This is a genomic window from Maribellus luteus, from assembly GCF_003576475.1.
Classification (GTDB): Bacteria; Bacteroidota; Bacteroidia; order Bacteroidales; family Prolixibacteraceae; genus Draconibacterium; species Draconibacterium luteum.
In genome coordinates this window covers 699,252-713,136 of sequence record NZ_QWGR01000001.1, presented here as the reverse complement: position 1 = coordinate 713,136, position 13,885 = coordinate 699,252, and the positions used below count along the sequence as shown (strand labels likewise).

Sequence of the window (13,885 nt, the reverse complement as noted above, 5' to 3'; positions counted from 1 at the left end):
CTTTTTCATTCACCTGAACTTATAACTTAATATTTAAAATTCCTTCTTTGGGAATTTCGAACAGTTTACCATCGTGGAGGTGTTTGAAGGTACCTGTTGCTCCTGGGATTCCAGTTATTTTTGCCCAAACCAACATTCCATCCTTCCAGCTCATATCCACTACAAAACCGCCGCGTGCTTTCAATCCTTTAACATGACCATTTTGCCATGCAGTTGGTAAGGCAGGGAGCAATTCTAAAGTTCCTGTGTGCGACTGCAGAAGCATTTCAGCAATTCCGGCACATCCCCCCATATTTCCATCTAACTGAAACGGTGGATGAGCACAAAGCAAGTTGGAATAGCTACCACCTCCACTCATCATATCAGTTTTCTGTTCTCCGGTCGGGCGTAACAGGCGTTTGAACAATTTATAGGCTCGGTCACCATCTTTTAACCTTGCCCAAAAGTTCACTTTCCAGGCCAGCGACCAGCCGGTTCCGCTATCGCCACGGGCGTTTAGACTAACTTTTGCAGCCTCTGCCAAGCCAGGGGTGTTTTCAGTGGTAATTTGCTTTCCAGGGTGAAGAGCGTACAAATGTGAAACGTGGCGATGCTTGTTATTCGGGTCGTCAACATCCTCCTTCCACTCTTGCAATTGCCCCCAGTTTCCAATAGCTGGTGGGTAAATTTGTTCTCTTGTTTTTATTGCCTGTTGTTTAAATTCGTCATCAATACCTAAAACATTGCAGGCTTCAATGCAATTGTTTAATAAATCCCATGCCATTTGGTGATCCATTGATGCACCCCGCGATATTCCACCATGTTCGGGCGAATAAGAAGGAGAAGATACCAAATATCCATTTTCGTCTTCAACCAAATAGTCTATCCAAAAGAGTGCGGCTTCTTTCATTAGTGGAAATCCGGTTTCTTCTAAAAACTGTTTATCGCGTGTAAAATCGTAATGTTCCCAAACGTGCTGGCACAACCAAGCTGCCCCGCCCGGGAAAAATCCCCACGGGAATCCCCAGCCCGGTGCAGTATAACCAAATGGGTTATTCATTGTATTTACAATCCATCCGCGCGTTTTAAAAAACTCTTTTGCCGAAATTTTCCCGGGTTCAACTAAACTTTCCATATAATCAAATAGCGGAAGGTGGCACTCGTCTAGATTGGTAACTTCGGCTGGCCAGTACAACATTTGCTGGTTTATGTTCATGTGGTAATCGCATGCCCAGGGTGGATTAGTGCTGTTGTTCCATTTCCCTTGTAGGTTTAATGGCATGGTTCCGGGGCGCGAAGCAGCAATCATCATATATCGGCTGTATTGAAAGTAGGTTTGCTCCAACCCGGGGTCAGTTGAACCTTCTGCATATTCCATTAAACGTTGGCTTGTAGGAATCGAATCCCGATTGTTTTCTCCTAAAACTAACTCTACCCGAGTAAATAAATCCCGATAGTCTTTCTGATGCTCATTCCGTATTTCTGCGTATGATTTACCTTCTAGTTTTGACAGGGATCTTTTGTTGTCGGCAATAAAATCAAAGCCTTTATAATTTGGATATTTTAAAGTATAATCGGTTGCAGCAACGTGATAGATGATAAGGTATTTGGCATCCGTAACAAGTAAACTTCCCTTTTCAAACAATACCTCGCCATCGGTATCAATTTTCAAACAGGTTTCATATTGCATTCCGTTATCTTTAACTTCTCCCTGATGGGAGTATATTGAATTGGAAAAAGACTCTTTGTTTTTTTTGTGAGGCGATTTGTATTCAACCGAGTAATCTGCTTGGGTAGTACTTTCAAAACGATAAACCATTGCTTTTGCCGGGTAACTTCCAAAATACGTCCTTTTATACTTCTCTCCAGCAATTTCGTAATACACCCGCGCCTCAGAATTCGTAATATCAAGTTCACGTTTGTAACTGCTGGGAGTGCCTGCATGTTCAACCTCTATAAAAAGGTCGCCCATGGTTTGCTGTGCCCCGTAATCGCCAAACATGGCGCCTCCTTTTTCGTGTATCACACCGGTTAGCTGCCTGCTTGCCAGTTCATGGGCTTCATCCATTTTACCGGCATCCAGCAACTCCCGAACATTCTCAAGATTCTTCCATGCTTCTTCACGCGTACCAAAATTATATTCAGGATTTGAACCTGGCCCTCCACTCCAAAGAGTTCCTTCGGTAAACTGTATTTGTTCTTTATCAACTCCACCAAAAAACATGGCTCCCATATAACCATTTCCAATGGGTAAAGCTTCGGTCATCCAATCGGTGGCAGGTTTGTCATACCAAAGTTTTAGTGGCTTCTCACCTGTAGGTTGTTTTGAGCAGGCTGTCGTACACAACAGACTAATCACTACGAATAATATCAAAGTACTCTTCATAAGTTAAAATTTAGAATGGCAGTATTATAAATCCAAAAGAAACCGGTTTGTTCCCATTAATTGTATATTTTTTATGTGTTCGTGCCCCCCAGGAATCGTCGCCCCCAACTCCATGAATTTTATAATCAATATTGATGTTAATAAAATCGCGATGTTTTATTTCATAATCGTGTTTAGCATCTTCCAAATCACTTTCGAGGTATGGCCACGCTCGGAATGAAAAGGGCTTTATGCCATTTATTCTTATTCCTTCGCCCGATTCGTTTGTAAACTGAGCAAAACGTGTGTCGCAGCGGTTGCTGTTATCCTGGGGGGATATGTAGTGGGTTATGAAGTTGTCTAAATCAGAAGAATATTTACCTAAAAATGCACCATATTTTCTGTCCGGGTAATTTTCGTGTGGTCCCCTGCCATACCATTTTATTTTATCAAATTGTTTTGGAATGGCCATCCGAAAACCAAATTTTGGCATTAAGGGATTTGAATTTCCCGAAGGTTCATAACTTGCATCCACCTGAATTTTACCTTCAACATCAATACTATAAACCAATTTATATTCAGCCTCAATCTTATCTAATTCAAGATCGAATTCAACAGTTAACAGGTTACTTGTTGGATCTTTCCGAACATCATACTTTAGTACTTTCCTGTTTTGTGCAGCCTCTTTCCAATCGCCTAAGCGATTAACATATTCATTGCGCTGCTGATTGTTATTGGGTGGCTTCCAGAAATAGGGTTCCAATGCATGAACCAGATATTCCTGCCCTTTTACCTTGTAACTTGTCAATGCTCCATTTCTTGAATCAATAGATATACTAAATTCATCGCCATTGATTTCAATCACTTCTTTGCTTTCTTTAAACCGAACCGGATCATCCAAATTCCTATTCAATGAGCCCCAGTGATATGGGCTTAAAACAAATTGTTCTTTAGCAGCAATATACCCGGGATTTGCCCATGCTTGCTTTTCTTTTGGCGTAGCATATACCTGAAGAGTATATTCACCTGAGGACTTATTAATTTCAGGATAATCAAGTTCTAAGGTAACAACCTGATCTGGTTTTGCCTGAATATCCCTTAATTGTCCGGTTGTAACTTCCCTTCCATTTAACGACAATACCCAAGAGAAATCAAATTGATCTAAATCTATAAAGTCATACTTATTTGTAATTCTCAAGCTTCTTTTATCTTCTCCCTGTAAATCAAAGAATATGGATTCATGGACTTTTTGTACCTCGTAATAATGTGGATTCGGTATTCTGTCCGGTCCTATTAAGCCATTTATACAAAATTCACCATCGTTGGGAAAGTCACCAAAATCCCCCCCGAACGTAAAGAATTCATCATCTGCTAATTCAAGATTCGTCGGATCACTGGGATAACTCAACTTTCGTCCATCAATTGGTTTTGCCAATCCTTGATCTACCCAATCCCATATGGCCCCACCAACAAAGCGGTCAAAATCGTAAATAACATCCCAATAGTCTTTTAAATTACCCACCGAATTGCCCATCGCATGAGCGTATTCACGCATAATTAAAGGACGATCTGTATTCAATGCTACAAATTCAAGAACCTTATCCGGATGCATATAGGAGTAATCATACATGTCTGATACTTCCATATCACTATCACAAAACACAACAGCATTTGGGATTACCTGCCGGATAGCTTTTGCCATTGCCACAAAATTACGGCCGGCTCCCCCCTCATTACCTAATGACCAGATGATAACACTGGGATGGTTTTTATCTCTTTCTACCATTGACAAAGCACGATCAACATGCGCTTTTGTCCAATCAGGATTATCACCAATTACTTTATTACCAATTTCAAAATCATGCGATTCCTGATTTGCTTCATTCATTAAATAAATCCCATATTTATCGCACAGCTGATACCACTCCGGACAATTGGGATAATGGCTTGTTCTAACAAAATTTATATTGCATTGCTTCAATAATTCAATATCTTTTATCATGGTATTGTAATCAACTTGCCGACCTGTACGTGGATGATGTTCATGACGATTAACCCCTTTAAGTTTTACTAATTGGCCATTCACTTTAAAAAGATCACCCTGTATTTCCACTTCCCTGAATCCAAACCTGCAAGGAATATTCTCAAGCTCTATTCCATTTTTATCTTTCAATTTAATGAGTAACGTGTATAAGTTTGGTGTTTCGGCATTCCATTGCAAGGGTTTTTCAACCAGCATGCTCAATTTAATATTTGCTTCATTGCCAGCACCAATTTCAGGGCATTTATATTTCAGAATTGAATTACTCGATTGAATAATGTTTTGCTCATTATCATAAATAGCAGCCTCTATATTTACTTCTTTTAATTCAGATTGTGATGCATTTTTAATCTTTACATCAACGTTCAATTGTGCATCGATATATTTGTCATCAAAATCGGTACTAATTGCAAAATCGCTGATATGTACTTTATTCTTAGCCAAAAGCGTTACATTTCTGTAAATTCCACTTAAACGCCACATATCCTGATCCTCCAGATAACTGCCATCGGACCAGCGATAAACTTCTACTGCAACTTGATTTTGCCCTTGTTTGATGTATTGAGTAATGTTAAACGTAGCAGGGGTCATACTCCCTTGGCTATAACCCACTTTTTGCCCATTAATCCACAAATAAAAAGCTGATTTTACACCATCAAACCTTATGAACACTTCCTTGTTTTTCCAGATATCATTAATTAAAAAAGTACGCCTATAACTCCCAACAGGATTTCGCAATTCATAGTTTGTAAACTCCTCATCGGGTTCGGCAGTAACTCTTGGAGGTACCTTTCGAAACGGATATTTAATATTCGTATAGATTGGCTTACCATATCCCTGTGTTTGCCAATTTCCGGGTACTACAATCTCATTCCAATCCGCATAATTATACTCAAGCTCGAAAAAATCCAATGGCCGATCGTTGGGATTAGAACACCAGTTAAATTTCCACTTACCATTTAATGATTGCTCATTTTCCGATGGTAAAAAACTTAGCGCATTTTTTTCGTTATTGTAAGTTTTAAATGTTGCAGCAGTTGCTTCTTTGTTGATACCTATTATTTGTGGATTTTCCCAATCGTGTGGAATTTGAGCCTTCACCAAAGCAATTAGGAAAAACGAAATAAGAAAGATAATGTATCGCATTATTAATAATTTTTAGTACTGTTACTTTTGCCTGTTATTTATTTTTTATTCTCTGCCGTTACTTGGCCCGTAAGGCTTACTTCTTTTTGTCCGGGTTGTGAAATTACTACCCTCATATCAAGGCGTTCGTTTATACTGTATCTCATCGGCCTTTCAATTTTTACGATTCTCTTTTCGAATGGTTGAAGAGGTTCAATTTCAGCCGAAGCAAATCGTTCCCATTTGTCATTTCCCATTATTTCTATTTTCACACTTGAAGTTTCAGATGCAACTTGCCCGAAGTTTTGAACCTCAAGCTCAATACTTCCTTCTTCTTGTTGTGCAAAAATTTTGGGCAAACATGCTGACAGAGCAGACTGTAAATAATCAACACCTGGCAGGCGAGCATAGCCAAAAAGTAACTTACCATTAGTTGTTTTTCCTATGAGCTTTGCTGCAAAGTTATCTTCTGAAATCCCATTCCCTTGCCCTTCAAAAGTGAGTATTAAGTTCTTTCCATCTTTCTCAGAATCTAATAATTTACTCCCTTTTCCAAAGTTCACTTCTTCAGGAGCACCAAAACGCAATGAAGCCAGATTAATATCTCGATGTGGATTAAATCCTTTTTCTGCCTGAACTATAACTTTTATGGTTTTAGTTTCAGTATTAATGGGTTTTTCATTCAATATGGTAAGCAAACGGCCATAAGTTAAAGGAATACCGATATTTTTAGAACTGTGGTTATCGCTTCCCAAATCGTCCCATTTAATGGTATCAATTACGGCAAAATTTGCCTGAATTGCACGCCCGTATTCGTCCTGTAACATTTTTATACGTTCGTATTTAAACCAGTTTTCATTGGTTCCATCCTCGTATACTGCAATTCCGGGAATATATGCTTCGCCGGGGTCGAGTTTCCAGTTTATACCATCTTTCGAGCGCATGTAATATGCAATTCTCCCCAGCCAGTCGTGTACAATGGCATGATATTGAATGTTTGTTTTCCAGATAACAGGGTCTTCGTACCTCCCATCGTAAGGTGGGTAAACTCTGTTTTCGGTATATAAATTATAGGTCGACTGACCATCTTTACTAAACCAAATACTTCCGCCACGACACATCATTATATAAGAACCGTCTTCGCGTTGGGCAAAAGTAAGGTTCGACAAGCCATCCGGTATTTTTCTATCACGGGCATTAAATTCAAACTGCCGGTATTCCCAGGGGCCATTAATATTGTCAGAGTAGTAATGACCATCAATTACATAAATTATATATCCGCCATTTTTGAGTTTGAACACCTCCGGATTATGCCCTTTGCCAATTACATGTTTTACTTTAAATGGCCCTAAGCTATTTTCGCAAATAGCATGAACAACAATAGAACGAGACCATTCCATATGTCCTTTTGGGGCATCTTCGCGCCAACGACAAACAAATAAATGATACAGTCCCTCATCGTCTTTCAGCATGTTTCCTCCCCAGTACGACCATTCTTTTTCTTCGATGCCATTGTCCACATAACGTGGAATTACATCGTCGGCGCCCCAGATCTTATCTCTTAGTTCGCCAATTATTGGAATGGGTTGAAAACGGTCTAAAAAGCGTCCGCCTTCCACCAGATTATCCCATTCTTTTGGGCGCTCGCGTTCCGTAATTTGAGACCATACTTGAGTTGAAAACAGTATGATAAGTAGACTTAATATGATATGTTTTCCCATTTTTGAAAGATTGTTATCTGATTTTTTGAGATAGTTTTCTTTTGCCAATTATATACACCCAGTGAATTTTCTAAATTCTATTTTAAGTAAATCAGCCACCCTTTTCGAGCATCAACAGTTATCTTTTTTCCAATATTCCATTCCTTTGCTGTTTGAAAATCCTGAACCTCGGGTGCTATTAGTTTTACTTTTTCCGGATTTAACCCCAATTCTTCAAAATTAATTTTCAATGAAATAGTTTTTTGCGAATCGAAGAAGTTACCTATGGAGATAAGTGTTTTACCCTCCTTTTTATACACAGTAGCCTTCACATCGGGATGCGATGTTTTAACTGGACAAGAGTCTTCCCAGAAGCCAATCATTTCAGCATCCTGAATCTGAAATTCATCCCATATCTTCCAGATCGGGCGGGGATCACAAATGACGCCATCTGTCATCCAGGGGTGACGGACAGTCATACCATAAAGCATTCCAAGCCAACGGTTACCGCCCCGGTGAAGCATATCTCCCATCAAGCCAAACGGAATACCAGACACTTCAACCAGCCAATTTTCTGGTGACATCTCATCGTAACGAAAACTCTCCCCAAACCAAAGCTTATCGATGTAGGGGAAAAATTCTGCGTACTGCGTGGCCGGCCCCTTTGAAAAACCGGTATTCGAATGCAAGTCGAGCATACAACCGGGTTTAGTATTGTCAAGTACCTTACGAATACGTTTTACTGTTCGGCGATCGTATGATACATCATCGAGATATAATCCGTCAATGTCGACATTTTCGATCAGCCACTTCAGCCCTTCTATATAGTAGTTATACCATCGAGAATCTCCCGGAGAATTTACAACCGAGGCATCTGCGCTTTTATCGGCAAACCATTGGTACCACTGGGGACGATAACCGTATACCAAATGTTCGCGTAACCAGGGATAACCGCCCCCACTTCCATTACCCAAGATTTCGTTACCTAAACTGCGTAAAGCCCAAATCTCGGACGTATAATTGGTAAGCTCACGAATGGTATAATAAATTTTTACTTTCTGATTTTTTTCGTGCATTTTATCCACAAACCATTTCATGGAATCAACTGCTACAAAGGGATAATTAATGTGCGGATTGTAATTATTGGCATGGTGCAGGTTTACAATTTTCACTCCGCTTTCCAGATCCTCGTAAGATGGAGTTGGGTTGCCACCATTGTGATAGTAACGGTCGGTAAACTGGCTTTTATAGTTAATATCCTTTACCGGTGTAAGCAACATCGACCATTCAAACTCAATCTCCTCCCCTTTTGGCAACTTGCGGCTTCCTGAAAACACCTGCACCTTTACTTCACCATTTAAGCTCTTTATTTCAAAACCACCTTTGTTTTCATTGTACCACGACTCAGGGAAATCCGGCTTAAACAGGTTTAACATTGGCCCGTGGTATTCACCACCACGTAACTCACACCAAATTCCGGCATGTTCGTTCCCCACCCAAAAACTGTCGTGTGGGCCTTTCCATTTGGCTGTGTGTTTTTGTGGCACAGTGGTTCCGGGCAAATCCATGCCCATCATGTATTTGGGCACTTCGCTTTTAAATGGGATTTCCAGGCGGATATCTTTTGCTTTTACATCCTTTAAAGCCTTTAACTTTAATTTGTAATTTATAAATCCGTCGGATTCGATGGTTCCAACTCCCTCTATTTTTATATTTTCAGAAATACTTTCCCAAGAGCCAATCATTACTTCAGGTGAGTTTTTCTGCAATTGGACATTCTGAGGTGCCGAGAAATTCTCTGCGCCCTTTTGGGTTTCCACTACAAAGGAGATGGGCCGGTTTAGGATTTCGGTTTCTTTTACTTTTAACGAGCGCGGGAAACCGCTTTCCGACATTTGTAACGTTTTGCCTGTAAAGCCATAGGTTTGTTCTCCTAGAACAGAAATCGGCTGATAGTCTTTGGTTGGCTCATCATCAATGCCCAAGGTTGAGTTTAACCAACGGAGCCGCGAATGTCGCCAGGCTTCGCTATCGCCACGGTCAGCCAGCACTTCATTGCCAATCTTCAACGAAAGCTGTACTGTTTGTTTTTCCGTATCTTCAGCCCAAATGGTTGCTGTTCCCGTATAAGTTCCGGCTGGAATATCCTTCGAAATATCCACTCCAATCCACAGTGGCTGTACTTTCCCCTGAGCCAGGTCTACCCGCTTTACAAACGGATCGCCGTAAGGACCAATTCCCCCGGTATTGAAGCAAGTCAGCTTGTCGGCTGTAATTTCGCTGTCACCTTTTTGCAAGCCTGAAAACTCAATTTTTAGATCCTGCAAATCCTTTCGGGCAGCAAAAACACCTAGCTGAAAGGCATAGTATTCATTTTTAAGCGCTTCACCCTTAAAAACCGTTGAAGGACCACTTTCAATCCATTTTTGAGGGATCTCATCAAGCATACGAATCGGGAATAAACGATCCTCCGGGAAAATCAGGAAGTCTTGAGGATACCTGTTCAAGATAGAGTCCTTTTCTGACTTCAAAGCGATTACCTCCATGGGGTAAAAGCTGTCAAATTCGGTTCGCGACTGAAAATCAACCAGTTTTGCTTTCAACAGCTTGGCAACATCAAGCTTATGCTCCCAATCAGCTGCGGGCTTCGCTTCCGGTTTTAAATACCCTTTATTGTAAAACCCATAGTTCTCCTGAACCAAATAGGGCAAATAATAGAAAAAGTATTTCCCAGGCTTATTCAAAGGGCCGAAAGCCAATTTACACCGCTCATTATCCACCGCAATTCGATGAATATTCTCAATAGTGTCTCCACTTTCATGAATAATAGTGAATCGCCTATCAGCCGGATCTCGATCGTGCCGACGCCAATCAATATCAATCAAAGCGGCTTCTGCTGATTCTTCAACCTGAAGCACGGCACGATGGTTTCCAAGTGATTCTTCCCAAGGTGTATCGGGAACAGAATAAAACTTGTTCTCCTCCGGCTGACATGCTATAGATAAAAAAATCAGAAAGAATGCCCAATTAGGGCTAGTGGATATTCTTTGTTTCATTAGTTGATAGATTTTATATTAACAATTTCGCCTTCTTGCATTTCGATGACGATATTTTCGCCTTCAAGTTGATAGTCTCTATCAATTTCGAACTTACCAGAAAATGGATTTTGCATTCTGACCACTCCCCCCTTCTCTGAAAAAATCTTTACATTCTGAATAAAACCGTTTTCTTTGTTTGCCGAAATAACAAACGCTCCGTAGCCTCTTAATTTATCAAATGAACAATCTTTCCAATCTTGGGGAATTGCAGGAAATACTCTGATAACTCCAGAGTGACTTTGTAACAACATTTCCTGAATAGCCGATGCAAAAGCAAAATTTCCTTCCAATGTAAACGGGCGATAAATAAAATCGGAGTGTCCAGCCTTACACTGATCGCCGTTTACATGAAAAGAGTTTTTTAAGCAAAAACATTGTGAAAATGTACGCAAAACTTCAGCAGCCTTATCCCCTTCAAAAGCGCGGGCATATAAATTCCCCATCCAACTAAACGAATAACCAACCCATTGAGAAGAACCTTCCTTTTCTAGAGCTACCAGCGTATTTTCTATCACCTCCCGTTGCTCATCCCCTTTTGATATATCAAATAAACCCAGCGGATGATAAGCCATTTGATGCGAAAAATGACGATGCGATTCATCATACGGAAAACCTGGGGCAAACATTAATCCCGTTTCCGGATCTATTGCAAGTGTTGGACACTCTGATAAAATCTGCTCCCACTTTGCAGCTTCATTTTCCAATTTTAGTTCACGTGCCAGCTCAGCGGCCTTTTCGTAAGTCCAGCGGATCAATGCCAAATCGTAGTTTGTAGTCTGGGAAAACCATGCTTTCTTCGAGTTATTGTAGATCTCTGGACTTGAACTCAATAGTAGTTTACGTTTACCTTTGTCTGTTTTTATAGTTAAATTATCAAGAAAAACAGCCACATCTTTAATCCATGGGTATGTCCGGGTTTTAAGAAACTCTCTGTCCATTGAGTATTTCCAGTGCAGATAAAAATGATGAGCAAGCCAAGCCGACACTGTTGGACTGTAGGAATATTGAATCCATCCTCCCATAGGATCACCTTCAAGGGTTGTAACTCCTGGTACATTTAGCCCCTCTACTCCAAAATATGTTTTAGTATAATCTTTAAAGGTAGAGCGGTGTCTCCACATCCAGTTCAAAAATCCTTCTTCCAGTTCAAGATAATTTCCGGCATAAGCTGGCCAATAGCTTAGTTGAGTGTTCAGGTCGTGGTGAAAGTCACCTTTCCAAGGGGGAAGTTTTCCATGGTCAGCTGTCCAAACAGCCTGCAATGAGATGGGGGGAGTATTACTGCGTGCTGCTGCTCCAAACTTGTACATTTCAAGATTGTACTGCTTTTGAAGCAATGAATCAGGTATTTCGACCACTGACTTTGACCAATAATTTGCCCACCAGTCTTTATGCTTTTTTACAGAACTTTCATAACCAAGCTTCAATTCATTTTTTACCACTTCACTAGCTTTAGGCAATTTCTCCCAGTCTTTATTCTCCGAAGAAACTGACCAGCAACCAACCAGTTTATTCCCCTCTTCCTTCCACGAAGTATGTATTTGGTAAACAAAATCACCCCACCCTTTTTGATTGTACGTATAAGAATAATCGTTTTTTATAATTTGTCCTTGATCGTACCCTAATTCATCAAGATCATTACGCGATTGACTGGTATGACTTTCCTCATTTTTACGGTTATATGCAGGAGAAATTAATTCAATAGCAATGTGTTCTGGCAGGTTCTCGAATTTGTACCAGCCCAAAGGTTTTTCAGCATGAACAAAAGTAGTTAGCTTTGCTTTGTTCTCCCATTCAACCACACAAGTAGCTGTCTCAATATCAAGCCTTACTGTTTTTACTTTCCCTAAGGCTTCAATATCAAACTCAAGCGCCCCTCCCGGAATTTTTGAAGGTGCAGCAACCTTGCTATAAGCCGAATCAAATTCCTTTATTACAACATCATAATTATCTCTTTCCCAATGCTGATATACACTTGCATAATTCCATTTCTTGAAATCCATCCCTTCCATTGGACGCAAATCCCAAAGGTCGGCCCGGTCTAATGAAAACCGCATCTTCCCGTTTTTCTGCCACACCAATGCCCCAACCATTCCGTTTCCAAGTGGCATGCCTTCATCCCAAGTGGAAGCAAGTTCATGAAATACTAAAGTATGCGTTTCGTTTTTTCCAAATGCCTTTTTTGGCGAACAGGAAAAAAGGGAAACTGCAATAAATGCAATCAGAATAAGTTTCATATTATCTAGATTCATTTCGTTACTCAGTTTGATTATTTTTTCTTTGTATTATTGCTTTTACTTCTAACTTGAATTATTCGCAATGACATCTTGCAAGTCTAATATTCGGGTTCTTTTTCCAAGCCTATTTTATATCCTTTAAAAGCATAGAACACAATAAATAAAAGAGCTGGAACAAATAACCAATAAGCTTTTTGAATATCTAACGTTACATCTTTTAACCATCCGAAACATAAGGGCAAGATCGCACCTCCAACAATCGCCATAACCAAAACAGAAGCTCCAGTTTTGGTCAAGTTTCCCAGCCGAGCAATAGCCAAGGGCCATACAGCTCCCCAAACCAGAGAGATCGCAAAACTTACCAGAGATACAAAATGGATCGCAACCTGGGGAGGGAGTAGCACAATTAGAAACGAAAAAAATAATCCGGTAAGCGAACCGATTTGAAGAATGGCCAACTGTGAAATGTAGCGAGGAATAAGAATAATCCCCAATACACACCCCACTGAGGTGGCGACAACGGTATGCATAGTATAGCGCTCAGGATTATTCAGTCCAAGCGTATTGGCAAAATCTACCGGAGACACAAGAGCAAGTGTATCCACCCCAACATAAAAGAAGAGTGTCACCATTCCTAAAAGCAAATGCGGAAATTGCCAGATATGTTTTTTAGGAGGATCTATACTTTCTATTTTAGCTGATTCGGCTCTCTCTCTTTCTTCACCCTCTCCTTCTGCTTTTATTTCGGGCAGAGGAGCAAATCCAGTGGCAATTCCCAACAAAACAAAAACTCCAATAATAATGTAAAAGGGTAAATATATATCCGAGAGTCGAACATTAGCTTGTGACAAATCGAGAAAAAGGGCTAAAAATATAGGAGCAATAGCCCATCCAGTCCTGTTACTGATCACCATAATACTCATTCGCTTCGCTGCTGAATTAATCGGACCCAGTATCGTAATATAAGGATTTACCGCAGCTTGCAGCAACGTATTAGCAGCACCGCTAACAAAAGACGCGATCAGAAACAGGGGGAGACTTTCATACTTTGCAGAAGGAATAAACAGATACAAGCCAATTGCAAAAACAACAAACGAAATCATAATCCCTTTTTTATAGCCAAGTGCCTTTACCAACATGCCCGATGGATATCCTAACACAACAAAAGCACTAAAAGTCGCTGTTAATACAAGATAGGAATCAGCATTACTCAACGATAGCCCTTTTTGAAGGAAAGGAATTAGCAATCCATTGATTCCAAGTGCAAACCCAAGCAAAAGGAAAAGCATTCCTACAAACATTAAAGGGATCAGGTAATTGGAGTTAGTATGATTATTCAT

Annotated in this window: 6 protein-coding genes; all 6 read right to left on the bottom strand. The window is 40.2% G+C overall.

Annotated features, from left to right (window positions below):
- Positions 1-19: 19 nt before the first annotated feature.
- Positions 20-2,365, bottom strand: coding sequence for a glycoside hydrolase family 95 protein (locus tag D1614_RS02710; RefSeq protein ID WP_119436319.1), 2,346 nt, complete (start codon positions 2,363-2,365; stop codon positions 20-22).
- Between the two features lie 10 nt (positions 2,366-2,375).
- Complete coding sequence (gene lacZ / locus D1614_RS02705; RefSeq protein WP_119436318.1) at positions 2,376-5,531, bottom strand: beta-galactosidase, LacZ type; 3,156 nt, start codon at positions 5,529-5,531, stop codon at positions 2,376-2,378.
- 38 nt (positions 5,532-5,569) lie between these two features.
- The gene (locus D1614_RS02700; protein ID WP_119436369.1) at positions 5,570-7,231 is read right to left on the bottom strand and encodes a glycoside hydrolase family protein; all 1,662 of its coding nucleotides are present in this window, start codon (positions 7,229-7,231) and stop codon (positions 5,570-5,572) included.
- A gap of 77 nt (positions 7,232-7,308) precedes the next feature.
- Positions 7,309-10,266, bottom strand: a complete 2,958-nt coding sequence (locus tag D1614_RS02695) for a glycoside hydrolase domain-containing protein (RefSeq protein WP_119436317.1) — start codon at positions 10,264-10,266, stop codon at positions 7,309-7,311.
- The gene (locus D1614_RS02690) at positions 10,266-12,560 is read right to left on the bottom strand and encodes a glycosyl hydrolase family 95 catalytic domain-containing protein (RefSeq protein ID WP_206609909.1); all 2,295 of its coding nucleotides are present in this window, start codon (positions 12,558-12,560) and stop codon (positions 10,266-10,268) included. The genes D1614_RS02695 and D1614_RS02690 overlap by 1 nt, the downstream gene beginning before the upstream one ends.
- Positions 12,561-12,643: 83 nt before the next feature.
- The gene (locus D1614_RS02685; protein WP_119436315.1) at positions 12,644-13,885 is read right to left on the bottom strand and encodes an MFS transporter; all 1,242 of its coding nucleotides are present in this window, start codon (positions 13,883-13,885) and stop codon (positions 12,644-12,646) included.

What these genes read in the sequence shown, in the direction of transcription:
- D1614_RS02710 (WP_119436319.1), bottom strand. Translation starts at nt 2,365, where the DNA reads ATGAAGAGTACTTTGATATTATTCGTAGTGATTAGTCTGTTGTGTACG.
- lacZ (WP_119436318.1), bottom strand. Translation starts at nt 5,531, where the DNA reads ATGCGATACATTATCTTTCTTATTTCGTTTTTCCTAATTGCTTTGGTG.
- D1614_RS02700 (WP_119436369.1), bottom strand. Translation starts at nt 7,231, where the DNA reads ATGGGAAAACATATCATATTAAGTCTACTTATCATACTGTTTTCAACT.
- D1614_RS02695 (WP_119436317.1), bottom strand. Translation starts at nt 10,266, where the DNA reads ATGAAACAAAGAATATCCACTAGCCCTAATTGGGCATTCTTTCTGATT.
- D1614_RS02690 (WP_206609909.1), bottom strand. Translation starts at nt 12,560, where the DNA reads ATGAATCTAGATAATATGAAACTTATTCTGATTGCATTTATTGCAGTT.
- D1614_RS02685 (WP_119436315.1), bottom strand. Translation starts at nt 13,885, where the DNA reads ATGAATAATCATACTAACTCCAATTACCTGATCCCTTTAATGTTTGTA.